The organism is Streptomyces sp. CB02058 (assembly GCF_001905505.1).
In the GTDB taxonomy this organism is placed as follows: domain Bacteria; phylum Actinomycetota; class Actinomycetes; order Streptomycetales; family Streptomycetaceae; genus Streptomyces.
The window spans coordinates 430864-456420 of the sequence record NZ_LIPG01000002.1 but is presented as its reverse complement, the minus strand read 5'-3'; the positions used below and the strand labels follow the sequence as shown (position 1 = coordinate 456420).

General features: G+C 73.9%; 16 protein-coding genes. 9 read left to right on the top strand and 7 right to left on the bottom strand.

Annotated features, from left to right (window positions below):
- Nucleotides 1-22 precede the first annotated feature (22 nt).
- The 9 genes from AMK10_RS09235 (at nucleotide 23) to AMK10_RS09195 (ending at nucleotide 16172) form a co-directional block, all read left to right on the top strand.
- Complete coding sequence (locus tag AMK10_RS09235; protein WP_073746822.1) at nucleotides 23-1366, top strand: hypothetical protein; 1344 nt, start codon at nucleotides 23-25, stop codon at nucleotides 1364-1366.
- Nucleotides 1363-4101, top strand: coding sequence for a serine/threonine-protein kinase (locus tag AMK10_RS09230; RefSeq protein WP_073746821.1), 2739 nt, complete (start codon nucleotides 1363-1365; stop codon nucleotides 4099-4101). Before AMK10_RS09235 ends, AMK10_RS09230 begins: the two co-directional genes overlap by 4 nt.
- Nucleotides 4102-4103: 2 nt before the next feature.
- Nucleotides 4104-5462 carry a PP2C family protein-serine/threonine phosphatase gene (locus AMK10_RS09225; protein WP_198959662.1) on the top strand — a complete coding sequence of 453 codons (1359 nt, stop codon included), beginning with the start codon at nucleotides 4104-4106 and terminating at the stop codon, nucleotides 5460-5462.
- Nucleotides 5463-5590: 128 nt separating this feature from the next.
- On the top strand, nucleotides 5591-6952 hold the full coding sequence (locus AMK10_RS09220; protein WP_073746819.1) for a vWA domain-containing protein: 1362 nt from the start codon (nucleotides 5591-5593) through the stop codon (nucleotides 6950-6952).
- A 112-nt stretch (nucleotides 6953-7064) separates the two neighbouring features.
- Nucleotides 7065-8444, top strand: coding sequence for an FHA domain-containing protein (locus AMK10_RS09215; protein ID WP_073746818.1), 1380 nt, complete (start codon nucleotides 7065-7067; stop codon nucleotides 8442-8444).
- A gap of 83 nt (nucleotides 8445-8527) precedes the next feature.
- Complete coding sequence (locus AMK10_RS09210) at nucleotides 8528-8932, top strand: globin (protein WP_073746817.1); 405 nt, start codon at nucleotides 8528-8530, stop codon at nucleotides 8930-8932.
- Nucleotides 8933-9089: 157 nt separating this feature from the next.
- Nucleotides 9090-12428, top strand: a complete 3339-nt coding sequence (locus tag AMK10_RS09205; protein WP_073746816.1) for an FtsX-like permease family protein — start codon at nucleotides 9090-9092, stop codon at nucleotides 12426-12428.
- A 1-nt stretch (nucleotide 12429) separates the two neighbouring features.
- Complete coding sequence (locus AMK10_RS09200) at nucleotides 12430-15201, top strand: FtsX-like permease family protein (RefSeq protein WP_073746815.1); 2772 nt, start codon at nucleotides 12430-12432, stop codon at nucleotides 15199-15201.
- Entirely contained in the window at nucleotides 15198-16172 is a 975-nt protein-coding gene (locus AMK10_RS09195; RefSeq protein ID WP_073746814.1) for an ABC transporter ATP-binding protein, read from the top strand. The genes AMK10_RS09200 and AMK10_RS09195 overlap by 4 nt, the downstream gene beginning before the upstream one ends.
- A gap of 32 nt (nucleotides 16173-16204) precedes the next feature.
- Here the strand turns inward: AMK10_RS09195 and AMK10_RS09190 are convergent, their stop codons facing one another.
- The 7 genes from AMK10_RS09190 to AMK10_RS09160 all read right to left on the bottom strand — a co-directional run bounded on the left by AMK10_RS09190 (nucleotide 16205) and on the right by AMK10_RS09160 (nucleotide 25314).
- Complete coding sequence (locus tag AMK10_RS09190; RefSeq protein WP_073746813.1) at nucleotides 16205-16900, bottom strand: hypothetical protein; 696 nt, start codon at nucleotides 16898-16900, stop codon at nucleotides 16205-16207.
- Complete coding sequence (locus AMK10_RS09185) at nucleotides 16897-17319, bottom strand: acyl-CoA thioesterase (RefSeq protein ID WP_073746812.1); 423 nt, start codon at nucleotides 17317-17319, stop codon at nucleotides 16897-16899. Before AMK10_RS09185 ends, AMK10_RS09190 begins: the two co-directional genes overlap by 4 nt.
- Before the next feature lie 5 nt (nucleotides 17320-17324).
- Nucleotides 17325-18989: an energy-dependent translational throttle protein EttA gene (ettA, locus tag AMK10_RS09180; RefSeq protein WP_073746811.1), complete on the bottom strand. Its 1665-nt coding sequence runs from the start codon at nucleotides 18987-18989 to the stop codon at nucleotides 17325-17327.
- Between the two features lie 448 nt (nucleotides 18990-19437).
- Nucleotides 19438-20970 carry a Cys-Gln thioester bond-forming surface protein gene (locus AMK10_RS09175; protein WP_198959661.1) on the bottom strand — a complete coding sequence of 511 codons (1533 nt, stop codon included), beginning with the start codon at nucleotides 20968-20970 and terminating at the stop codon, nucleotides 19438-19440.
- A gap of 187 nt (nucleotides 20971-21157) precedes the next feature.
- Nucleotides 21158-21583: a single-stranded DNA-binding protein gene (locus AMK10_RS09170; protein WP_073746810.1), complete on the bottom strand. Its 426-nt coding sequence runs from the start codon at nucleotides 21581-21583 to the stop codon at nucleotides 21158-21160.
- Between the two features lie 81 nt (nucleotides 21584-21664).
- Entirely contained in the window at nucleotides 21665-23674 is a 2010-nt protein-coding gene (locus AMK10_RS09165) for a YfjP family GTPase (RefSeq protein ID WP_073746809.1), read from the bottom strand.
- Nucleotides 23671-25314: a GTPase domain-containing protein gene (locus AMK10_RS09160; protein ID WP_073746808.1), complete on the bottom strand. Its 1644-nt coding sequence runs from the start codon at nucleotides 25312-25314 to the stop codon at nucleotides 23671-23673. Before AMK10_RS09160 ends, AMK10_RS09165 begins: the two co-directional genes overlap by 4 nt.
- Between the last annotated feature and the right edge of the window lie 243 nt (nucleotides 25315-25557).

Sequence of the window (25557 nt, the reverse complement as noted above, 5' to 3'; positions counted from 1 at the left end):
GGCACGAGCGGAGAGGTGATCGATGGGCGTGGCGGGTTCCTTCCCCGGCTTCGCGGGGAGGCCCCCCGGCCCGGTCATGGACCGGGACGAGGCGGACCGTGCGCTGGCCCGGCTCGGTGCGGAGCACGAGGCGATCGAGACCTCGCTCCTCGCCCTGCAGGACCACGCCGGCCGCCGGCTCCTGGAGGGCGCCGACCTGACCGGCGTCACCAAGGAACGCTGGGCCGCGACCGAGCAGTCGATCACCCTGCTGTGGGGGTACTTCGACGCCTACGCGGGCGCGCTCTCCACGGCGCGCGGTATCCGCGCCGGGCGCCGTCATCCCAGCAGGGACGATCTGGCGGCCCTGACGGAGCTGCTGCGCGGCGCCAGCGTGACCGTCGCGAACCCGGGCGCGGTCGTCCCCGCGCCCTCGGCCGGCGGCGGCGGCGGGGCCAGGCTCTCCGAGCGGTTCACGCTGGAGGGGCTCGTCGCCCGGATGAACGACCTGTACGCCCGGTCGCTGGACATGGTCGTCGCCGCGGACTCCGTGTGGTCGGCGATGCCCGCCCGCATAGACCTGCTGGCCGCGGAGCTGCGCCGCACCCGTTCGCTGGCGCACTCGGTCGGGGTGCGGCCGGGGGAGCATCCCGCCGGGGACGACCTGGAGTCGATCACCCAGGAGCTGACCACGCTGCGGGTGCAGGTGATCTCCGATCCGCTGGCGTTCTGGCTGCCGGGCCCCGGCAGCGCCGCACCCGGCGGCGGGCGCCCCGACACCACGCGCTACGACCGTGCGGCCCGCGCCCTGGAGGACGTACGCCGGGAGGTCGAGGCGGTGCTCGCGGTCCGGCAGGACGCCGAACAGCGCCTGGTGCAGCTGCGGGACGTGCTCTCGCGCGCCGACCGCACCCTCGCCGAGGCGCGCTCCGCGCGGGGTGAGGTGCTGGCGAAGATCGCCGCCTCCGAGGTGCCCGCGGTCAGCGGCCCGCCGACCGCGCTCCAGGAGCGGCTGGCCGCCGCGTCGGAGTACCGCAGGCACGCCCAGTGGAACCGGCTGTCGCCGCTGCTGGACTCGCTGGAGCGGGAGGCCGAGGACGAACTGCTGCGCGCCCGGGAGTCGCTGACGTCCGTCACGGCTCCGCTCGCGGTCCGTGCGGAGCTGCGCGGAAGGCTGGACGCCTACAAGGCGAAGGTGGCCCGGCACGGGCTGGCGGAGGACCCGTTCCTGATCGAGCGGTACGACGCGGCCCGCCGGATGCTGTGGAGCGCGCCGTGCGATCTGCGCGTGGCCGAACAGGCGGTGCTGCGCTATCAGCGGGCCGCGACGGACCTGCTGACACCGCGTCGTCGGGGCGAGCACGACGGACAGGGGGAGACATCATGAGTACGCAGTGCCAGCGCCCCACGTGCGAGGGCGACTACGAGGACATGGGCGGCGGCGAGCTGTACTGCGACACCTGCGGCCTCGCGCCGGTCGTGTCGCCGACGGGCATGGTGAGCTCGCCGCCCACCGGCATCGCGGGCGGCGGCAGGGCGTCCGGCGGCCGGGGAAGCAGCAGCACCTCGCAGCGGACCGGTTCACAGGCGTCCTCGCGCTCCTCGTCCCGCTCGTCGACCTCCCGGCGTTCGGTCTCGGGGCGGCTCTCCCGGTCCCTGTCGGGCGGGTCCACGTCCCGCTCGGTGTCGGTGCGTTCCTCCGGATCGTCGACGGGCTCCACGTCCCGGCGCGGCAGGCTGGGCGCGGGCCTGGTGCTCGTGCCCGACGTGCCCCGCCCCGACCCGCACACGGCGGTGATGGAGAACCCCGAGGTTCCCGAGCGGAAGCGATTCTGCTCGCGCTCCGACTGCGGCGCCCCGGTGGGCCGTGCGCGCGGCGAGCGGCCCGGCCGCACCGAGGGCTTCTGCACCAAGTGCGGCCACCCGTACTCCTTCGTGCCCAAGCTGCGTGGCGGCGACATCGTGCACGGGCAGTACGAGGTCGCGGGCTGCCTGGCGCACGGCGGGCTCGGCTGGGTCTATCTCGCGGTGGACCGCGCGGTCTCCGACCGCTGGGTGGTCCTCAAGGGCCTGCTGGACACCGGGGACCAGGACGCCATGGCCGCGGCCATCTCCGAGCGGCGCTTCCTCGCGGAGATCGAGCACTCCAACATCGTCCGCATCTACAACTTCGTGGAGCACCTGGACCAGCGCACCGGTTCGCTCGACGGCTACATCGTGATGGAGTACGTCGGCGGGAAGGCGCTCAAGGAGATCGCCAACGAGCGCCGCACCCCGGCCGGGAAGCGGGACCCGCTGCCGGTCGAGCAGGCCTGCGCGTACGGGATCGAGGCGCTGGAGGCGCTCGGCCATCTGCACAGCCGCAACCTGCTGTACTGCGACTTCAAGGTCGACAACGCGATCCAGACCGAGGACCAGCTCAAGCTCATCGACATGGGCGCGGTGCGCAGGATGGACGACGACGAGTCGGCCATCTACGGCACCGTCGGCTACCAGGCCCCCGAGGTGGCCGAGGCCGGCCCGTCGGTCGCCTCGGACCTCTACACGGTCGCGCGGACGCTCGCGGTGCTCACCTTCGACTTCCAGGGCTACACGAACGTCTTCGTGGACTCACTGCCCGACCCGGACAACATCGAGGTGTTCCGGAGATACGAGTCCTTCTACCGGCTGCTGGTGCGGGCCACGGACCCCGACCCGGCACGCCGGTTCGCCTCGGCCGCGGAGATGGCGGAGCAGCTGACGGGGGTGCTGCGGGAGGTGGTCGCCCTCCAGACGGGACGCCCGCGACCGGCGCTCTCGACGCTGTTCGGCACGGAACTCCGCGTGACGGACACGGAGTTGTTCGCCGTGCTGACGGACGAGGTGTCGCGGCTCGGCGTCCGCACGGACCCGTCCGGCGGCCGGGGGCGTTTCGGCCGCCGTCGCGGTCCGGCCCCCGCCCTGCCCGCCTCCGCCCCCACGGCCGTCATCGCTCCGGCCCCCGCCGGGCCGGCACCGCTCGCCGTGCCGGCGGGCGCCGCCCCGGTGTACGCGCCGGACACCCACGTCCGGGGCGGCGCGGCAGGGGGCCCGGCCGGCTCCCCGCCCGCGTACGCGCAGGCCCAGGTGGCGGTCCCCGCCCCGCGTGCGGCGGTCCCGGAGCCGCTCCGGCTCCCGGTGGCCGGCCCCCGGCTCGCCGTCTTCGACGCGCGGGCGACCTCGCTGGCCCTGCCGGTCCCCCGCGTCGACCCGAACGACCCCAACGCCGGCTTCCTCGCCGGGGTGATGGCGTCGGCGCCCGCCGAGCTGATCTCCGCCCTGCACTCGGTGCCCGCCGCCTCGCTGGAGACCCGGCTGCGGGAGCTGCGCGCCCGGCTGGAGCTGAGCGAACTCGACTCCGCCGTAAGGGCGCTGACCTCGGTGGAGAGCCGGCACCCCGACGACTGGCGGGTCGTCTGGTACCGCGGGATCACCTCGCTGGTGACCGGCGACAAGGAGAACGCCGCGCTGTCCTTCGACGCGGTGTACGACGCCTTCCCCGGCGAACCCGCGCCGAAGCTGGCGCTGGGCATCTGCGCGGAGGTGCTGGGCCAGCTGGACAACGCCGCCGAGTACTACCGGCTGGTGTGGACGACCGACCCGAGCTTCGTCAGCGCCGCGTTCGGCCTGGCCCGCGTGCAGATCGCGGCGGGCGACCGGGCGGCGGCGGTGCGCACCCTGGAGTCCGTACCGGAGTCGTCGATCCACTACACGGCCGCCCGGGTGGCCGCGGTGCGGGCCCGTCTGCGCGGGCGGGCCCCGCAGGAGCCGCTGATCGACGACCTCTCGGCCGCCGCCGACCAGGTGACGGCGCTCAAGGGCTACGGCCTGGACGCGGTCCGACGTGAACAGTTGTCGACCGAGGTGCTGGGTACGGCACTTGACTGGGTACTCTCCGGTAGTCCCACGGCTCCGCCACCCGGTCCGCCCTCCCCCGCAGCCGCGGGCCCGAGGACGGTGCTGGGCAGCGAGCTGGACGAGCGGGGCCTCAGGTTCGGCCTCGAACGCTCGTACAGGATGCTCGCCCGGCTCGCGCAGCGGGGCGACGAGAGGATCGAACTGGTGGAGCGGGCCAACCGTTTCCGCCCCCGGACCTGGGTGTGAAGATGTCACAGAGCCACCAGCAGGCCTCCTTGCCGGGGTGCCCCGGCTGCGAGGAACCGCCGGCGCCGGGCGACCTGTTCTGCGGCGCGTGCGGATACGACCTCTCGGCCGTGCCCACGCCACCGGACCGTCCGACGGTCGCCATCACGGTGCCCCCGCAGAGCGTCGGCGTGCCCGCCGCCGGTGCGGTGGAGTGGCCGCGCGCCTCGGAGACCGACAGCTCCGATCTGCCGGCTCCCACGCACCGGCCCGCCGATCTCCCGGGCGTGGACTCGGGCGGCAGGCCCCTGCCCACGGCGGCCCCCTCCGCGGTCCGCCTCGACGAGCCGGGCGGCGGGGCCGCGACAGGCGGTCCGGCGGACGGCTCGGGCGACTTCGAGCTGGCCGCGCCCGACCCCCGTACGGTGGAACACGCCCCCGCGGGTGCCTCGGCGACGGGCGCCAAGGTGTGCGTCGCCTGCCGCTCGGGCCATGTGGACCCCGACGGCTACTGCGAGAACTGCGGCCACGCCCAGCCCCGCGAGCGCGACCACATGGAGCAGGAGCTCGGCTCCGTGGCGGCGGTCAGCGACCGCGGCCTGCGCCACCACCGCAACGAGGACGCGTTCGCGGTGTCCTCCACCGCCCTGCCCGACGGTTCGCCCGCCGTCGTCGCGATCGTCTGCGACGGCGTCTCCTCCGCGAGCCGCCCCGACGAGGCGTCGGCCGCCGCCGCGAGCGCCGCCAACGAGTCGCTGCTGGAGTCGCTGCCGCGCGGCACGCACCCCCAGCAGGCGATGCACGAGGCGATCCTGGCCGCGTCCGAGGCCGTCAACTCCCTTGCTCTGGAACCCGGTCAGGCGATGGAGCACGATCAGCACCGCCACCAGAACGCCCCTGCCTGCACCCTGGTCGGCGCGATCATGGCGGGCGGTCTGCTGGTCGTGGGCTGGGTGGGCGACAGCCGGGTCTACTGGGTGCCCGAGGACCGCGCCAACCCGCCGGCCCGGCTCACGGAGGACGACTCCTGGGCCGCGCAGATGGTGGCGACGGGCCTGATGAACGAGGCGGAGGCGTACGCCGACGAGCGCGCCCACGCCATCACGGGCTGGCTCGGCGCCGACGCGTACGAACTGGAGCCGCACACCGCGTCCTTCAAGCCGGACCGGCCGGGCCTCGTCGTGGTGTGCACCGACGGACTGTGGAACTACGCGGAGGCGGCGGCGGAGATGGCCGCCGCGGTGCCGCCGGACGCGTACGAACGGCCGTTGCACGGCGCCCAGGTGCTGGTCGGCCACGCGCTCGACGGCGGGGGCCACGACAACGTAACAGTGGCGCTGCTGCCGTTCGCCGTGGCGGCCCGGGGGGCAGGATCGGCCTGAGCCCGGCTCGGCCCCGTCCTTCCCCTCTCCGCTCGTCCGCTCCCGCGTTCCGCTCGTCCACCCTCCTGAACTCTGTCCGCACAGCTGTCTTCACCTGCACCTACGTGGAGCCTCAAGGAGCCGATCAGATGGCCAACTTCTCCAAGTCGAACGTGCCGCAATTCTCCGTCGAGGTGTACCAGAACGCCTATCTGCCCGAGGGCGGACGCGAGGTCAACGCGATCGTCACCGTCACCTCCACCGGCGGGGGGACGACCGGCGGTGTGCCGCTGTCCGACGCGGCCCCGGCGCCCGTGCGCGCCCCGGGGCAGGCGCCGGACGCCGCCGTGGTGCTCATGGTCGACTGCTCGGGTTCGATGGACTACCCGCCGACGAAGATGCGCAACGCCCGCGACGCGACGGCCGCGGCGATCGACACCCTGCGCGACGGCACCCGTTTCGCCGTCGTCGCGGGGACGCACGTGGCCAAGGACGTGTTCCCGGGCAACGGAGGGCTGGCGACCGCGGACCCGGCGTCCAGGGCGCAGGCGAAGGAGGCCCTGCGCCGGCTGAGCGCGGGCGGCGGCACGGCGATCGGGACCTGGCTGCAACTGGCGGACCGGCTGCTCGGGGCCGCCGACGTGGACATCCGGCACGGCATCCTGCTCACCGACGGGCGCAACGAGCACGAGTCCCCGGAGGATCTGCGGGCCGCCCTGGACGCCTGCGCGGGCCGGTTCACCTGTGACGCGCGGGGCGTCGGGACGGACTGGGAGGTGAAAGAGGTCACAGCCATCGCCTCCGCCCTGCTCGGCACGGCGGACATCGTCGCCGATCCGGCGGGCCTCGCCGCGGACTTCACGCAGATGATGGAGAACGCGATGGGCAAGGAGGTCGCGGACGTGGCACTGCGCCTCTGGACCCCCGTGGGCGTGGAGATCGTGTTCGTCAAGCAGGTGGCGCCCACGGTCGCCGACCTGACCGGCCGCCGCACGGAGGCGCCCCCGCGCGCCGGGGACTATCCGACGGGTTCCTGGGGCGACGAGTCCCGGGACTACCACGTGTGCGTCAGGGTTCCGGAGGCCGGGATCGGCCAGGAGATGCTGGCCGCCCGGGTGTCCCTGATCCTGCCCGCGCCCTCGGACGGCACCCCTCCGCAGACGCTCTCACAGGGTCTCGTACGGGCGGTGTGGACGGACGACATGGTGGCTTCCACCTCGATCAACCCCCAGGTCGCGCACTACACGGGACAGGCGGAACTGGCCCAAGTCATCCAGCAGGGGCTCGATGCGCGCAAATCGGGAGACTTCGACGGCGCGACGGCGAAACTCGGCCGTGCGGTGCAGCTCGCGTCGGCTTCCGGAAACGCGGATACTGCGAAACTGCTTTCGAAGGTGGTCGACGTCGTCGACGCGGCGACCGGTACTGTGCGACTCAAAGCGAGGGTGGCGGAAGCGGACGAGATGACACTCGAAACGCGCTCGACCAAGACCGTTCGCGTAAAGAAATAGTCGTACGAAAGACAACGACGCAAGCGTGCGGAAAGCCCTCCCGGCCGACCGGACGGTGCACCGACAAGCATGGCGGCCTCCGGGCCGGACGAGGAGAGGGGGAAGCGCCGACATGCCGACCTGCCCGAACGGACACCAGTCGGGTTCCGAGGACTGGTGCGAGGTCTGCGGACATCGCATGGCCGGGGCGGGCGCGCCCGCGGGCGCGGTCCCGCCGCCGCCTCCCCCGCCGCCCGCGCCCGGTTACGGCTACCCGCAGGGTTCCGGGGAGCCGACCGCACAGGCCGAGCTCTGCCCGCAGTGCCGCACCCCGCGTGAGGCGATGGCGCCGTACTGCGAGGAGTGCCGCTGGAACTTCCTCACGAACACGGCGACGTCCTACACCCCGCTCGCCCCGCAGGGCGGCGTGGGCTCCGGGGTGCCGGGGCTGAATCTTCCCCCGGGCTTCCAGGCCCAGCAGGGTCCGCCGCCGCAGCAGCAGCGGGACCCGTTCGAGTACCAGGGCTCCCGTCCCTCCCAGGTGAACCGGCCGGCCGAGCCGCTCTCGCCGGAGCAGGGCTCCCGGCCGGGTCCGCCGGAGCAGGACGGCCGGCAGGGCCCGCCGCCCCCGCCGGCCTTCCAGCAGGGTGGCCCGCCGCCGTCGTTCAGGCAGGGGCCGCCGCCTCCGCCGGCCTTCCAGCAGCAGTCGCCCTCGCCCTTCGAGCAGCAGGAGCAGGGGCGGCAGACGCCGCCCGGCCCGCCCTCGCCCTTCGCTCCCCAGGGACCCCAGCCGGGCCAGCAGCCGGGCCAGCAGGGACCGCAGGGCGGCCCGCAGGCTCCGCCCTCGCCCTTCGACCCGCAGCGTCAGGGTCCGCCGCCCCCGCCGTCGTTCCAGCAGCAGTCCGCGCCGCCCGCGCCCGCACAGCCGCAGGCGCCGCAGCCCGGCGGGGACGACGACTGGATGCTGCCGCCGCCGTCGCGCCAGCAGCCGCCGCAGCAGCAGGGTTTCCAGCAGGGTCCGCAGACGCCTCAGCAGCAGCCCCCGCAGGCGCCGCAGCAGCAGTTCCCCGGCCAGGGTCCCGCCCAGGGCGGCCAGAACCAGGGGCCTGCGAGCTGGACCGCCGTGATCGCCCCGGACCGTGACTACTTCCTGGCGATGATGCAGCGCAGCGGCCCCGAGGCGACGGGGCTCAACCTGCCCGCGTACTCCCCGGAGCAGCGCCTCGCGCTCACCGGCAACCAGATCACCATCGGCCGCCGCAGGCACAGCACGGGCGAGTCCCCCGACATCGATCTGGCCAGGCCGCCGGAGGACCCGGGCGTCTCGCACCAGCACGCCGTGCTGGTGCAGCAGCCGGACGGCAGTTGGGCCGTCGTCGACCAGAACTCCACCAACGGCACCACGCTCAACGGTGCCGAGGACCCGATCCAGCCCTATGTCCCCGTCCCGCTCCAGGACGGCGACCAGGTGCATGTCGGCGCGTGGACGACCATCACGGTCCGCCGCGACTGATCCGGCGGGAACGGGAAGCGTGCGGCCGGGGGCCGGGGTCCTAGGACCCCGGCCCTCCGCCGTGCGTCTGCGACGATGGACGGGTGACAGAGATTCCGCGCGACACGCTTCAGGAGCAGACCTTCTACGAGCAGGTCGGCGGCGAGGAGACGTTCCGGCGCCTGGTCCACCGCTTCTACCAGGGCGTCGCCGACGACCCGCTGCTGCGCCCCATGTATCCGGAGGCGGATCTGGGCCCGGCCGAGGAGCGGTTCGCGCTGTTCCTCATGCAGTACTGGGGAGGTCCGCGCACCTACAGCGACCAGCGGGGACATCCCCGGCTGCGGATGCGGCACGCCCCCTTCCAGGTGGACAGGGCGGCGCACGACGCCTGGCTCGGCCACATGCGGGTGGCGGTCGACGAGCTCGGCCTTCCCGCCGAGCAGGAGCGGCAGTTGTGGGACTACCTCGTCTATGCCGCCGCATCGATGATCAACACCGCCGGCTGACACGGTGCGCGGATTCCGGTGATCCGCCGCCGCATAACGGTCACGATCCCATCAAGGTGCGCTCACAAGCGGTTTCCAGAAGCCGTGCGCTCTGAAAGCATCCGGAGAGACGTCGGGGGCGTACGGGGCGTACGGGGCTTGAGTTTCGGGGGATCAGGTGACGGGGTTCGTCCTTCTGCGGGTTCGCGCGCACCGGCTCCTGCTGACCGCCGCCCTGCTGGCCGTCCTGCTCACCACCTGTGTCCTCGCCGCGCTCACCGCCTTCTCGGGTGCCATGGGCGACGCCGCCCTGCGGCACACCCTCACCCACCGCTCCGCCGAGGGGGCCTCCCTCCTGGTCTCCGCCGATGTGGACGGCGAGCGGCGGGAGGAGGCCGACGCCACGGTCCGCCGGGCGGCCCGTGACACCTTCGACGGACTGCCGGTGACCGTACGGAAGCTGGAGAGCTCCGGGCCGTACGCCCTGCCCCGCGCTCTCCAGAGCCCCGCCGAGCAGCGTGGCGAGCCGGATCTGACGCATCTGGCCTCCCTCGACCGCAGCCGTGTCCGCCTCGTCGAGGGGCGCATGCCGGACGCCGGGGCCGGCGCCGCCGGGGACCCCGTGCAGGTGGCGCTGCCGCGTCAGGCCGCCGAGGCCCTGAAGCTGCGGCCGGGCGCGCGGATCACGCTCACGGAGCGGCTGGAGGAGACCCCGCTCCGCATCGAGGTCACCGGCCTGTACGAGGCGTCCGACCTGGCCGATCCCTACTGGAAGCTGGACCCGCTCGCAGGGCGCGGTGTCCGCGAGGTCGTCTTCACCACCTACGGCCCGCTGCTCGCCGACCCGGCCGTGCTCGGCTCCGGCAGGCTCACCGCGGGGCCGGTCTCCTGGCTGGCCGCCGCCGACTTCCGTACGGTGACGACGGGCCGGACCGAGGCGCTGCGCCGGACGGCGACGGACGGCCCGAAGGCGCTGGCGGCCTCCCCGGTGTTCGGGGACGGGGCCACGGTGCGGACGTCGCTGCCGACCGTCATCGGCCAGATCGAGCGGGCCCTGCTGGTGTCCCGCTCCACGGTCATGATCGTCGCCGTGCAGCTGGTCCTGCTCGCCGGTTACGCGCTGCTGCTCGTGGCCCGGCTGCTGAGCAGCGAGCGCGGCGGAGAGACCGAACTGCTGCGCGCGCGGGGCGGATCCAGGGGCCGGATCGCCTCGCTCGCCGCCATCGAGGCGCTGCTGCTCGCGGTGCCCGCCGCCGTGGCCGCCCCGCTGCTGGCCGGGCCGCTGACCCGGCTGCTCGCCGACCGGAGCGAGCTCTCCCGGATCGGGCTGCGGCTCGACGGCGGGGTGGACGGCACGGTCTGGCTGGTGGCCGCCGCCATCGCGCTGGCGTGCGCGCTCGCGGTGGTCGCGCCCGCGCTCGCGCAGGGTGTGGGCGAGCGCCGGGGCGCGCGGGCTTCGGCGCTTCCCACTCCGGTGCGCGCGGGCGCCGACCTGGGGCTGCTGCTGATCGCCGGGGTGGCGTACTGGCAGCTGGACCGGCAGACCGGGGCATCGGGCGGCGGCGCCCTGAGCGGCGACCGCGAGGGCGAGCTGGGCATCGACCCGCTGCTGGTGGCCGCCCCCGCGCTGGCCCTGCTCGCCGGCACCGTACTCACCCTGAGGCTGCTGCCGCCCGCGGCCCGGCTGGCGGAGCGCCGTGCGGCGGGCGGCAGGGGGCTGGCCACGGCTCTGGCGGGCTGGCAGTTCAGCAGGCGTCCGCTGCGGGGCGCGGGCCCGGTGCTGCTGCTGGTCCTCTCGGTCGCCATGGGCATGCTGGCCATCGGCCAGAGCGCGTCCTGGGACCGTTCGCAGGGCGACCAGGCGGACTTCAGGTCGGGCGCCTCGGTGCGCATGACGGGCGGGCTCGCCGGGGACCCGGCGAACGCGGCCCCGTACACGGACATCGACGGCGTACGGGACGCGGCTCCCGCGTTCCGTACGACGGCCGACCTCTCCGGAGGGCGGACGGCCGAGGTGCTGGCCCTGGACACCGCGCACGCGGACGAGGGGATGCTGATGCGCCAGGACCTGGCCGGCACGTCCTCGCGGGAGCTGTTCGGCGCGATCGCCCCGCCGAGGACCGCCCGGACCGGGGTGGTGCTGCCCGAGGACGGCACCAGGGTCCTGTTCGAGCTGCGGATACGCGACACCTCGGCGCCGGACGGGAAGTCGCCGTCGGGCTCGGCGCCGCTGGTCGGCGTGCTGCTGGAGGACCGTTACGGCATCGGCTACCGCGTGGGCGCGGGGGCCGTTCCCGTCGACGGCGCGGCGCACACCCTGTCCTTCCCTGTGTCCGCGTCGGGGCGGCTGGCCGTGACCGGCTTCGAGGTGGACGGCGAGACCCCCGTGGGCAGCCCGGAGGAGCGGCTGGTGTCCGTATCGGGGCTGCGGGTGCTCACCCCGGGCGGGAGCGAGCGGCCGGTACCGGCCTCGGAGGCGGTGCGCTGGAAGGCCGCGGCGACGATGACCGAGGCGGGTGAGACACGCCCCGGCGAGCAGGTGCGGGAGGTGACCGGCGCGGGTGCCGCGCCGTCGTTCCGCCACGCCACCGGAGCGGTCCCGCCGGACACCTCGTTCTTCGGGACCGAGCGTGTCAGCACGCTCCGGATCACCGCGGCCCGCCCGGCGGCTCCGGCGCTGAAGGCCGTGGCCACCGACGCGTATCTGACGTATTCGGGGGCGAAGCCCGGCCAGGAGGTCGACCTCACGCTGGCGGGCAGCACGGTCCGGGTGCGACTGGTGAAGGCGGTGCGTCAGCTGCCGACCACGGGCCCCGGGGCGGCCGTCACGGGTTCCCCCGGCGCGGCGGTGCCTGCCGGGGAGTCGTCCGCGAAGCCGGGCGGCGGCCTGCTGCTGGACCTCAGGGCGGTGTCGGAGGTGCTCGCCCACCGGGAGGGCGCCACCCTCGCGCCGACCGAGTGGTGGCTGAGCACCGCGCCCGGCGACGGTCCCGAGGTGGCGGCCCGGCTGCGCGCGCTGCCGGGGACCGATCCCGCGCAGGTGCGGGTCCGGGACGAGGTGGCGCGGGAGCTGGCGGACGACCCCCTGGGGGCGGGGCCGCAGTCCGCGCTGCTGGCGGTCGCCGTTGTCGCCGCCGCGCTGGCCGCGGTCGGGTTCGCCGTGGGCCTCGTGGGGTCGCAGCGCGAACGGGCCTCCGAGTTGGCCGTGTTGAGGGCGCTGGGCGCGCCCCGTCGGCGGCTGGCCCGGATGCTGGCAGCCGAGCAGGGCGTGCTGATCACTCTGGCCCTGCTGATCGGGCTCGCCCTCGGGGCGGTGCTGACCAGGGCCGTGGTGCCTCTCGTCGTGCTCACCGGGCAGGCGGCACGGCCCGTGCCCGATGTGCTGGTGCTGCTCCCGGCCTGGCAGGTCGCCGTGCTGCTGGCCTCCGTCGCCGCGCTGCCGCTGCTGATCGTCGCCGCGATGACACTGCGCCGGGCCGATCCCGCGGTGTCGCTGCGCCACCAGGGGGACAGCTGACATGAACGCCGCCAAGATTCCGGCCGCCTGCGCCCCATGGGTGCGTACGAGGCTGCGTACCGCCCCCGGGATCTCCGCCGCGCTGGCGCTCCTGGTGTTCCTGACCGCCTTCCTCGCGTCCGTGTTCCCGCGTGCGGTGGACGCGTACGAGACGAAGGCGCTGCGCCACGACGTGACGTCCTCGCCGCCGGGCCAGAGCGTGCTGGAGGTGACGACACCGCCGCCCGCCCTGGGGCAGGCGCCCTCGCTCCGTGAGCGGGCGATGCGGGACGAGGCGCTCGCGGACGCCGATGCCGCGCTGGTGGAGGCGCTCGCCGCCCCGCTGCGCGCCGACGCGGCGAACTCCTCGTACGGGGTGCACACGACGCGGCCCCTCGTCGCGACGGAGCCCTGGCTGCCCCGGCCGAACGCCCTTCCCCCGCAGCTCACCTATGCCGCCCCGGCGGCGCTCCCCGAGCACAGCACGCTGAAGGCGGGTCGCTGGCCGCGGGTGCGGGGCGAGGTGACCCTCGCCACCCGTGAGGTGGAGGCGGCCGTCACCCAGGAGACCGCGGCCGAGCTGAGGATGAAGCCGGGCTCGGAGATCGCGGTGCCCACCCAGAACGGGGAGACGCTGACCGTACGGATCACCGGCGTCGTCGCACCGCTGCGTCCCGCCGGGGGCTACTGGGCGGTGGAGCCGCTGTACCGCGCGCCGTCCCTGGTCAGGGACCCGCAGTCGCCGGTGCCCACCTTCTACTGGGCGGCGGCCCTGCTGCTCCCCCCCGACGCCGCTCCCGCGCTGCTGGCCACCAGCGGCGAACCGGAGCTGTACTGGCGTCTCGCGCCGGACGCCACGGATCTCACCGCCTCCGACGCGCCCCGGCTCGGCCGTGCCGTCGCCGCGATGGAGAACGGCCCCGAGCTCCTGACCCTGCGCGACATCGCCGGGCCCAACACCACGCTGACGACGGACCTGGACGCGATCCTCGGCGGGTACGCCTCGATGCGCGCCGCGATCGGCCCCGTCGTGACCGTCGCCGCCGTGGGCATCGGCGCGGTCGCCGCGGTCGTCCTCCTGATGACCGGCGGCCTGATCGGCGCGCGCCGCCACCACGAGCTCGCCCTGCTGCGTTCGCGCGGCGGCTCGCTCCGGGGCATCGGCGGCCGGCTGCTCGCGGAGACGGCGGTCGCCGTGCTGCCCGCCGCCGCGCTCGGGCTGCTGGCGGCCGTGCTGCTCGTCCGCGAGGCACGGCTGCTGCCCGCGGTGGGGGCCGCGGTGGCCGTGGCCGCGCTGGTCTGCGTGGTGCTGCCGCTGCGCACGGCGCTGCTCCACCGCAGGCCGCTGCTGCACGGCGCCCGCGGCGACGTGATGGACGCCAGGCCGAGCCGGCGGCGTACGGTCGCCGAGCTGACCGTGCTCGTCCTGGCGATCGGCGCGGTCGCCGCGCTGCGCCGCCGGGGCACATCGACGGGCTCGGGGGCGGATCTGCTGGTCAGCGCCGCTCCCGTCCTGGTGGGGCTGATCGCGGCGCTCGTCCTCGTACGCCTGTATCCGCTGCCTCTGCGCCTGGCGTCCCGGCCGGTGGCGAGGCTGCGCGGGGCGGTCGGCTTCCTGTCGCTGGCCCGCGCGGGCCGGGCCTCGGCCGGGGGCACGCTGCCGCTGCTGGCCCTGCTGATCGCGCTGACCACGGCGGCGTTCGGCGGCTCGGTGATCGCGGGAGTCGCGGACGCGCGGGACGAGGCGGCGCTGCGGGCGGTCGGCGCGGACGCCCGGATCAGCGGGGAGGGTGCGCTCGACCCGCTCTCCGACGGCGCGGTCCGGCAGGTGCGGGCGGTGGACGGCGTCGAGGACGTCGCTCCCGTACGCATCGAGTACGGGACGCCGCTGGCGGCGTCCCAGGACGTCAGGTCGGACACGGAGCGGGCGACCCTGATGGGGGTCGACCCCGGTTCGTACGCCCGCCTGGCACGCGCCACCGGCCTGCCCGCCTTCCCCGTGGACGCGCTGACGGAGGCGAGCGGGCAGGACGGGGTGCTCGCGGCCGTCGCCTCACCGGCGCTCGCTGAGCGGCTCGGCGAGCGCCCGCTCACCGTCCGGTCGCAGAAGGGGGACATCGAGGTACGGGTCGCCGCCGTCCTGCCGCGCACCTCCGCGGTGGGCGACTCCGACTTCCTGATCGTGGACGCGGAGCGACTCGCCCCGCACGCGCCCACGACCCTGCTGGTCACCGGAGCCTCGCTGGACGCCGGGCAGTTGAAGGCCGCGGCGCGTGAGGCGGGCCCGGACTTCGGGGTGCGGCTGCGGTCGGACGAGCGCGGGAAGCTCGTCGACACCCCGATGCAGTCGGGCGCCGAGCGGATCTACGGGGCGGCTGTCGCGGCGGGCGCGGGATACGCGCTGCTCGCCGTGCTGCTGTCCCTGCTGCAGACCGCGCCCGAGCGCACCACGCTGCTGGCGCGGCTGCGCACCATGGGGCTCACCACCCGCCAGGGCAGGCGGCTGCTCGCCTTCGAGGCGATGCCGCAGGCACTGCTGGCCTCGGCCGGCGGGCTCCTCGTCGGCTGGGCGACCATCGCCCTGCTGGCACCCGGCATCGACCTGGGGGCGCTGGCGCTGGCGGGCGCGGACCCCTCGGCCGCGCACACGGCCGTGCTGCGGAGCGACCCGTGGTCGCTGGCGCTCCCGGCACTCGGCGTCGTCGTGCTGGCCGCCGCCGTGGCGGGTGTCCAGGCGTGGTGGGCGGGCCGCCGCGGATCGATCAAGGAACTCAGGGCAGGAGACACCCGGTGACGTCATCGACAGAGACCACCCTGGCGGAGCTCGAACAGCGGGCCGCCGCGCGTCGCGACCGTCCTTCGTACGGGCACGACGCTCTGATCGCCTGCGACCGTCTGGTGCGCATCTTCTCCGCGGACGGGGTGGAGGTGCAGGCGCTCCAGGGGCTCGATCTGCTGGTCACCGAGGGCGAGTTGATGGCGCTGGTCGGCGCGTCGGGCAGCGGGAAGTCGACGCTGATGAACATCCTGGCGGGTCTGGACGTGCCCACGGCCGGGTCGGCGAAGGTGGCGGGCTGCGACCTCCTGGCAATGGGGCAGAAGGAGCGACTGCGCTACCGCCGCGATGTCGTCGGCTTCGTCTGGCAGCAGACCTCCCGGAATCTACTCTCGTATCTGACCGCCGTCCAGAACGTCACGCTGCCGATGCAGCTGCGCGGTCGTGGCCGCAACCGTGAACGGGCCGCGCGTGCCGAGTCGTTGCTGCGGATGCTGGAGGTCGAGGACTGCCGCGACCGCCGTCCCGCGCAGATGTCGGGCGGCCAGCAGCAGCGGGTGGCGATCGCGGTGGCCCTGGCCAACAACCCCTCGGTGCTGCTCGCCGACGAGCCGACGGGCGAGCTGGACTCCGCGACGGGCGAGCAGGTGTTCGCGGCGTTCCGCCGGGCCAACGAGGAGCTCGGTACGACGATCGTGATCGTCACCCACGACCAGGCGGTGGCGAGCGAGGTACGCCGCACGGTCGCGATCCGCGACGGCCGTACGTCCTCCGAGGTGCTGCGGCGCACCGAGGTGGACGCGGCGACAGGGCAGGAGTCCCAGGTGGCCCGGGAGTACGCGATGCTCGACCGGGCGGGCCGGCTCCAGCTGCCGGCCGACTACACGGAGGCGCTGGGGATGGAGCACCGGGTGCTGCTGGAGCTCGAACAGGACCACATCGGGGTGTGGCCGGACGCGCCCAGGGAGCCGGACGCGCCGAAGGAGTAGAGCGGGCCGCGGAAGGAGGCGCCCGCTCCGCCTCAGACCGACCCGACCGTCACGGCGAGCGTGCCGAGGCCGCCGCCCGCGCCCCGCAGGGCGATCGAGCCGAACGGGGTACGCAGCCGGAGCCAGGCACCGGACGTCAGCAGCGCGACGGGGAAGCCGGGCGCGGGGCGCAGGAAGCCGAGCGACTGGGCCGCGTGCACGGCGCGCAGCGGCAGCTCCGTGTTCCCGACCGTCCGGGACCAGATGTCGCGGCCGATCAGATCGCGTTCCGCCCGGGTGCGCCGCTCCTCGGGCAGCGCCGCGTCACGGGCCCTGAACTCGGCCACGGCACCCGCGAGCGCGCTGCCCAGGTCGAGGGGGCCCGGCAGCCCGGGGCGCTCCTGCCAGCCGCCGCGCGGGGGCAGCATCCCGGCCCAGGGCGGGCCGGTGACAGGCGCGGGCAGTTCGCCCACGCCCGCGGTCTCGTCGGTGCCCTCGGTGTCCAGTGCTTCGAGGAGTTCACCGGCGGAGACGGTGACGTCGAACTCGTGGACACCGGAAAGCCGGACCGTACGGATCGCGAGGACCTCGAAGGACGGCGGGCGGCCGAAGACCGCCAGCGCGCCGCCGCCCGCCTGGAGGCGGACGGCGGCGGCCCGGTCGTAGTGCAGCAGCCGTCCGAGGAAGGCGGCGAGATCCGCCGCCTCCCTCGCGTCGGCGAACCGCAGCGACCGTACGGGCACTGTCATACGACGGCGGGCTCCTGGTCGAGGTACTCCTGGAGGAAGAGCTTCTCCTCGGCGGTGATCCGCCGGGGCCGCTCCTCGGCCAGGTTGTAGGGCACGACGACCGTCGACGCGCGGACGTAGACCTGCTCGGGGTCCTTGACCTCGTAGGCGATCGTCAGCGAGGCGGCGGTTATCTTCGTGACCCACGACTCGATGGTCACCGGCGCGTGCCGGTGGACGAGCGGGCGCACGTAGTCGATCTCGTGACGGGCCACGACGGAGCCGCCCGAGAAGGACGGCGAGCCGTCCCCCGGCGCCAGCCGGAACATGAAGTCGATGCGCGCCTCCTCCAGGTAGCGGAGGAAGACCACGTTGTTCACGTGGCCGAAGGCATCCATGTCCGACCAGCGCAGCGGGCAGCTGTAGATGTGACGGGCCAAGTCGATCAGCCTCGCGTGAGCTTCTTGTACGTGGCACGGTGCGGGCGGGCCGCGTCCGCGCCGAGGCGCTCGACCTTGTTCTTCTCGTACGACTCGAAGTTGCCCTCGAACCAGTACCACTTGGAGTCGCCCTCGTACGCCAGGATGTGCGTGGCGACGCGGTCCAGGAACCAGCGGTCGTGGGAGATGACCACCGCTGCCCCGGGGAACTCCAGCAGCGCGTTCTCGAGCGAGGACAGGGTCTCGACGTCGAGGTCGTTGGTGGGCTCGTCGAGGAGCAGCAGGTTGCCGCCCTCCTTGAGCGTCAGCGCCAGGTTGAGGCGGTTGCGCTCACCACCGGAGAGGACACCGGCCGGCTTCTGCTGGTCCGGGCCCTTGAAGCCGAACGCGGAGACGTACGCCCGCGAGGGCATCTCGACCTGGCCGACGTTGATGTAGTCCAGCTCGTCCGAGACGACGGCCCAGAGGGTCTTCTTCGGGTCGATGTTGGCGCGGGACTGGTCGACGTAGGAGATCTTGACCGTGTCGCCGACCTTGATGGAGCCGGAGTCCGGCGTCTCCAGGCCCTGGATCATCTTGAACAGCGTGGTCTTGCCCGCGCCGTTCGGACCGATGACGCCGACGATGCCGTTGCGCGGCAGCGTGAACGACAGGTCGTCGATGAGGACCTTGTCACCGAAGGCCTTGGAGAGGTTCTCCACCTCGACGACGATGGAACCGAGCCGCGGGCCCGGCGGGATCTGGATCTCCTCGAAGTCCAGCTTCCGCATCTTGTCCGCCTCGGCCGCCATCTCCTCGTACCGGGCGAGACGTGCCTTGGACTTGGTCTGACGGCCCTTGGCGTTGGAGCGGACCCACTCCAGCTCCTCCTTGAGCCGCTTGGCGCGCTTCTCGTCCTTGCGGCCCTCGACCTTGAGGCGGGCGGCCTTCTTGTCGAGGTACGTGGAGTAGTTGCCCTCGTAGGGCAGGGCGCGGCCGCGGTCGAGCTCGAGGATCCACTCGGCGACGTTGTTCAGGAAGTACCGGTCGTGCGTGACGGCGACGACGGCGCCCGCGTACTTCGAGAGGTGCTGCTCCAGCCAGTTCACCGACTCGGCGTCGAGGTGGTTGGTGGGCTCGTCGAGGAGGAGCAGGTCCGGGGCCTCGATGAGCAGCTTGCAGAGCGCCACACGGCGCTTCTCGCCACCGGAGAGGTTGTTGACGGGCCAGTCGCCGGGCGGGCAGCCCAGGGCGTCCATGGCCTGCTCCAGCTGGGCGTCGAGGTCCCACGCGTTGGCGTGGTCCAGGTCCTCCTGGAGCTTGCCCATCTCGTCCATGAGCGCGTCGGAGTAGTCCGTCGCCATGAGCTCGGCGACCTCGTTGAAGCGCTTGAGCTTGCCCATGGTCTCGGCGGCGCCGTCCTGGACGTTCTCGAGGACGGTCTTGTTCTCGTCGAGCTCCGGCTCCTGCATGAGGATACCGACGCTGAATCCGGGCGAGATGAACGCGTCACCGTTGGACGGCTGCTCCAGGCCCGCCATGATCTTCAGCACCGTGGACTTACCGGCGCCGTTGGGGCCCACGACACCGATCTTCGCGCCGGGCAGGAAGTTCAGATTGACGTCATCGAGAATCACCTTGTCGCCGTGCGCTTTGCGCGTCTTGCGCATGGTGTAGATGTACTCAGCCAAGAGAAACCGTCCGGCAGCAATAGAGGTGTGGGCAGATACACCCATCTTGCCTGACGTCCGCACCCGGATGGAAACCCGTCCGTTCCCCGGTCGGGGTCCGCCGCCCGGAGGGAGCGACTCCGGACGGCGCCCCTGGGCCACGGCCACCGCCCGAACGGGTCCCGGGGGCCCGCGCCCGGCCGCGGCCCTGCCCCCGCCCTGCCGCCTCGAAGCACGAGGTCCGGCCGTACGCGGCCCCAGCGGCGCGCAGGGCCCGGAAGCGCGCGGGGGCCGGAAGTGCGCACGGCCCGGAAGCGCACAGGGGCCGGAAGCGCGCGGGGGTCAGAAACGCCGCGCAGGGCCGCCCGAGGGCGCACCGGCCCGGTGGACGACGGAGGGCCCGGTACGGATGTCCGCACCGGGCCCTCCACCGGCGCCCGAGTGCGGCGCCGGTTCTCAGCTGTCGTGATCACTCACCGCTGTTCTGCGGCTTCTTCCGGCGGAGGAGGAAGACCGCGCCGCCGCCGAGGACGACCAGGGCGATGGCGACACCCGCGATGACGGGGGTGGCGCTGGATCCGCCGGTCGCGGCGAGGTCGCCCTCGGCGCCGGTGGAGCTGGTGCCGGTCTGGGCGGGCACGGGCTCGGAGCCACTCTGCGTACCGACGCCGTCACCCGGGTTGGTGGTGCCCGCGGTCTCGCAGTCCAGGACGCCCTTGAAGTTCTTGCTGAAGCCGCCGGGGCCGGTGATCGTGAAGTCGTACGCCTGGTCCTCGGCGACCGGGATCGTCACCGTGCGGGTCTCGCCCGCCGCGATGGTGTGCTCCGTACCGGCCAGCTCGAAGGTGAACGCCTCGTCGCCCTTGTTGCTCGCGGTGATGTCCACGCCGCCCTTGGCGCAGTTCTTCTGCGCGGTGAGCGCGGGGACCGCGCCCTTCTCGGCCCAGGTCGCGGTCGCCGTGGCGGTGACCGTGGACTCGCTGGAGCCCGCGAGGATCATGGTCTGGCTCTTGGTCAGCCCGGCGAAGACCCGGCCCACCGGCACGGAGGTGGTGGCCTGGACGGTCAGCGCGGCGGAGCCGTCCGCCGCGTCCGCGGGGATGTCGAAGTAGAGGCCGGTGCCGTCGCCCGCCTCGGTGACGGGCTTGCCGTCCTTGTCCGTGACCTTGACGCCGCCCGCGGCCGCGTCGGCGGGCGGGGTCACCGAGACCTGGCCCGCGTCGGTGCGCACGGTGACCGGGCCGACCCGCTCACCGGCCTTGCCGGAGACCGCGGCGGGCTCCAGCGCCACGGACGCCTTGGGCTCGGCAAGGCTCTTCGCGTTCTTCTCCAGCCAGTCGGCCAGCTTCTCCGCGTGCGGGTCCTTGGCCTCGACATCGGCCTGGTCCGAGAAGCGCCAGATGGCGACCTGGGTGCCCGCGGCGGCGGTCTTCGCGGTGAGCTGCCCGGTGCCCGCCTCTCCGGCGAGCGCCGCGAGGTCGTCGACCTGCGGGTAGGAGTTCTGCAGGATCCAGCGGATCTTCCCGGCGTCCCCGTTGGCACCCAGCGAGGTCTGGGCCCAGGGGGTCTCCAGATACTTCGCCCGGTCCTGGGTGGGGTTGTGGATGTCGATGCAGTACGTCTTCAGCTGGCCGCCGCCGTCGACGTCCAGTTCGAACAGGCCGGCGGGGAGCTCCTGGGTCCTGGCCTCCTCGCCGTTCTCGCCGCTGGTACGCAGCAGGGCGCTGTCATAGGTCTTGAGCCCGTCCAGCACGGCGGTCGCGCCGCCCTGGTGCTGACCCGTCTCGTCGCCCGGCGCCGCCGTCGCGGCCGTGGCACCGACGAGGGTCCCCGCCGCGACCAGACCGGCCGCCAGAACGGCGGCCGCCGTCCTGAAGAGACCTCGGCCACGGCCGGTCCCGGCCGGCTCCTGGCCGTATCGCCCGCTCCCGCCCCGGCTCCCTATGGAGCCCTCCGTCGCCGCCGTCGACGACGAAGTGGATGCTGAAGACACAGAAAACACAGAATTCCCCTCCGGGCGAGACCTTCACGCTTGAGGCGCGTGTGGGAGGTGTCTCGCCAGCAAACTCAAGTGCCGCATGAGTACTGGGGAATCGTAAGGAGCGAGCGAAGGGCAGTCCCCCGTCATGCCGTCAGATAAGCATTCCGACTCGTAATCGTTATAGCCATCTTCGGCGCGCCCCTCTTGTTCAGGACAGCGATACCATTTCCGTGGCCGGTTTCTGACGATGCGTAGGCGCCGTCAGGGCGGGATCGGCTCTGGCCACCCGCCGGAAGGCAGCCGTCCCCCTGGTCAGGTCGTGTCCCACCGCCAGGGCCTCGACGTCCACGGAGGTCTTCCACGCTCCGTCCCGCTCCTCCTCACGCACCTTCAGACGGCCGTGCACGACGAGCGGCTCCCCCACCGCGACGGAGCCGGAGAGATTGGCGGCCAGCGTCCGCCGCGCCCATACCGTGTAGAAGCTGGTGCGCCCGTCCGACCAGATCTGCTGCTCGCGATCCCATCGCCGGGGCGTCACCGCCAAACGGAATCGCGCCGTCGGCCCGGTCGCCGCCTCCCGGAAGTCCACCGCCGTCGCGGCGTTTCCCACCAGCGTCACCAACGTCTCGTTCATTTCCCGTCCCCCGTCCGTGTCCGTCCGATCCGTTGTCCACCACTCTGGACGGAAAGCGGGATTCCTGCCGGGGCCTGTGGATTACCGGCCGGTTGTGGAAAACTCCGTCACCGCCACATACCGCTCCCGCACCTCCCGATAGCGCGCCAGTTCCGCCGCCACCGGGTCCAGGACCCTGGCCCTGCCGCAGCCGGCCGCCGCCTCACGGAGCCGCCGTTCCGCCTCCTGGCCGTACCTGCGGGCCGGGCCACGGGCCGCCGCCGCGCACGACCACTCGACGAGCGGCCCGCCGATCACACCGGCCAGCATGAGCAGGGCGGGGACGATCAGACCGGGCTCCAGCACACCCACGATCTGGCCGAGCAGCCACAGTCCGCCGAAGATCTGGAGCAGGGTCATCGAGGCCTGCGCCAGCACGGCCGCCGGCCACCACGCGGGACGCGGCGGCCTGGCACCGCGGCCGGCCGGCGCCCCCGCGACAGGAGCAACGGTTCTGCCCGTGGAGCCGGACCCGCGCACCGCGGAACCCACCGGGCCCGCGGCCGAGCCCGTCGAGCCCGAACCCGTGGAGCCCGAGCCCTGCCCGGCCGTGTCCGTCGTGCCCGACCTGCCCGTCCCCCGCCCCTGACCCGCGCCGGTCGGCGCGGCCTCCCGGCCCCGTACGCCCCCGCCCGCCTGCGCGGCGCGCGACAGCTCGTCCAGCGCCTCCGGCAGCCCCTTCGCCCCGTTCACCGCCGTCTCGCGCACGGCCTGCGCCCAGGGTGCGGGCAGCCCGTCCACCGCGTCGTCCGCGAGCTTCCGTACGGCCTGCTCGACCCGCTGCCGGGCGGTGAGCTCCTCCTCGGGCGGAGCCAGGGCCTGCGCCATCAGGTCCAGTCCGCCGAGCTGCCGGGTGGACTCGTACCAGCGCCACAGCCGCAGCCACGGCGTCCCGCAGGCCCGCCCGGCGTTCCTGCGCCACTCGCGCTCCGCCGCCTGACCGGCCGCCGCCGCGCCGACCGCCTCCGCGAGCCGGTCGGTGAACTCCTCGCGGGCCCGCTCCCCCAGCCCCGGCCGCCCCTCGGCGACGTACACCGGCCGGAGCCTGGCCGCGGCGGCGTCCACATCGGCGGAGAGCCTGCGCGCGGCGGCCGTCCGGTCCTGGACGAACGTGCCGAGCATCTCGCGCAGCTCGCCCACCCCCTCGCCCGTCAGGGCGGACAGGGACATGACGGTGGCGCCCGGCTCACCGTGCTCGCCCACCGCCATGCCGTCCTCGTCGAGCAGCCGGCGCAGATCGTCGAGCACCAGGTCGGCGGCCTCGCCGGGAAGCCGGTCGATCTGGTTGAGGACGACGAAGGAGATCTCGGCGTGTCCGGCGAGTGGTCGCAGATAGCGCTCGTGCAGGGCGGCGTCGGCGTACTTCTCGGGGTCGACGACCCAGATCACCGCGTCGACCAGGGCCAGCACCCGGTCCACCTGCTCCCGGTGCCCGGTCGCCGCCGAGTCGTGGTCGGGCAGGTCCACCAGGACGAGCCCCTGCAGGGCCTCGTCGGTGGCCGTACCGCCCTGTACCGGCCTGCGCCGCAGCCGGCCGGGGATGGCCAGCCGGTCGAGCAGCCCCGCGGCACCATCGGTCCAACTGCACGCGATCGGCGCCGATGTGGTCGGCCTGCGCAGCCCGGTGTCCGAGATCTGCACGCCCGCCAGCGCGTTGAAGAGGGTGGACTTCCCGCTGCCGGTGGCTCCCGCGACCGCGACGACCGTGTGCCGGGAAGAGAGCCGCTGACGGGCCGACGCCTCGTCCAGCACCCGCCCCGCCTCGGCGAGGGTGTCCCCGTCGAGCCGGGCGCGGGAGAGTCCGACCAGCTCACGCAGCGCGTCGAGCCTCAGCCGCAGAGGGCTGCCCGGCAGTCCGTACGCCTCGACCTCGGGTCCCGCGTCGTCCTGCGGGGGGCGCTCCGTCTCCGCGGCCTCCGTCACGGCGTCGGCGGCCCGGCGGGCGATGAGTCCGTCGTCCCAGCGGCGGCCGTCCCCCGCCTCCGCGCCCTCCGTGCTCTCGCCCTCCGGTCCCGGTCCGTGGTCCCGGCCCTGGTCAGTGACGGCAGTCATCGCTGCCACCTCTCCTTCTGCAGTACGGACAGCGCGGCAATGAGTTCGGCCTGCGGCTCCGGGGCGACTTCGAGCGCGTCCAGCGGAGCGAGCCGGCGGTCGCGCTCGCCGTGCAGGACCTGGTCGAGGCAGCTGGTGAGCAGCGCCCCGCCCTTGTCACGGAGGCGCAGCGCCCCCTGGGCGCCGATCCGTTCGGCGAGCTGCTCACCCGCGCCCCGCGCGCGGCGCCCGCCGAGCAGCGTGGCGGCCAGCAGCGCGGCCACCGTCTCGGCGTCGGGGGCGGCGTTGCGTTCGAGGAGCCGGGCCTCCTCCTCGGCCAGTTCCTCCAGGACCCGGCGCCAGCGCCGCACGGCCATGCCGATCCGGCCCTGGATGTCCTCGGCGGGCCCCCATCCGCCGGCCTCCCTGCCCGCGTCCTCGAAGCGGAAGATCCCGGCGGCGGGTTCGCGCTGCCAGGTCGCGCGGATCTGCTCGTCGGCTGCGGCCACGGCGCACTGGAGCAGGGCGGCCAGGCTCTCCACGAGCGCGTCCAGCAGCTCCGCCGCCGTGCTGTAGAGCGGATAGCCGCGCCACCGGGTGCGGGCGCCGCCCGCGAGCACCGCGCCGTTCTGGAGCCGCCGGCGCACGCGGGACAGCTCCTTCCCGTACGACTCCTCGACCACACCGGTCAGCCGCACGGCCGCCGCGTACTGGGCGGCCACCGCGGAGGCCAGCTCCGGCATGCGGACGTTCAGCGAGTCGATGACCCCGGACGCCGTGCGGCCCACCGCCTGCTGACGGGCCGCCGGGTCCTGCGCCCGGTGCGTGAGCCAGGCGCGCAGGGGCGCGACGGCGGTCGTGGGCAGCAGTCCGCTGCCGCCTCCCGCGGACTCGGGCAGCTCCGGAATCGTGAAGCGGGGCACATCGCCCAGCCCGGCCCGGGTGAGCAGGGCCGCGTACTGCCGGGACACCTCGGCGATCACCTGGTGCGGCACCCGGTCAAGGACGGTGACCAGCGACGCGTCGTACTCCTTGGCGGTACGCAGCAGATGCCACGGCACCGCGTCGGCGTACCGGGAAGCCGTGGTCACCATGATCCACACGTCGGCGGCGCAGACGAGCTCGGCGGCCAGGACCCGGTTCCCCACGACGAGCGAGTCGATGTCGGGGGCGTCCAGGAGCGCGAGCCCCCGGGGCAGCGTCGCGGCGGTCTCCACCCGCAGCACCGTTTCGTCCCGGTCGCCGTCGGCACCGAGGTGGTCGAGCCCGTCGGGGTCGGGGACCTGACCCGGGGGCAGCCACACCCGGGTCAGCTGGGGCAGCACGCGCACCCCGGCGAACCAGTGGTGGTCGTCCGGGTGGCAGACGAGCACCGGGGTCCTGGTGGTCGGCCGCAGCACCCCGGCCTCACTGACCCGGCACCCCACGAGCGAGTTGACCAGCGTCGACTTGCCCGCGCCGGTGGATCCCCCGATCACCGCGAGCAGCGGCGCCTCGGGATCCTTGAGCCGGGGTACGAGGTAGTCGTCGAGCTGGGCGAGCAGTTCGGTCCGCGTCTGCCGGGCGCGCGGGGCCCCCGGCAGGGGAAGTGGGAGACGCACGGCAGCGACACGGTCGCGCAGGGCGGAAAGTGCGTCGATGAGCTGGGGCCGTACATCCATGGTTACCACATGTGAAGAATGCCCAATTTTGACGCCTTTTTGAAGCGTATAGGCCCCCCTGCGCGGCGGATCTCTCCCGGGGGGACAGAGGGGACGAGTGGGGCGCAGGTATAACGAGTGCACAACACCCGGGGCGCGAGGCGTGAAAAGCGATGCATGAATCGCACCCACCTGCGATTATCGGTTCGCTTCACCGAACCTCCACATCGTGCCACGCAGGTGAAGCAACCGGGACGAGGCGAT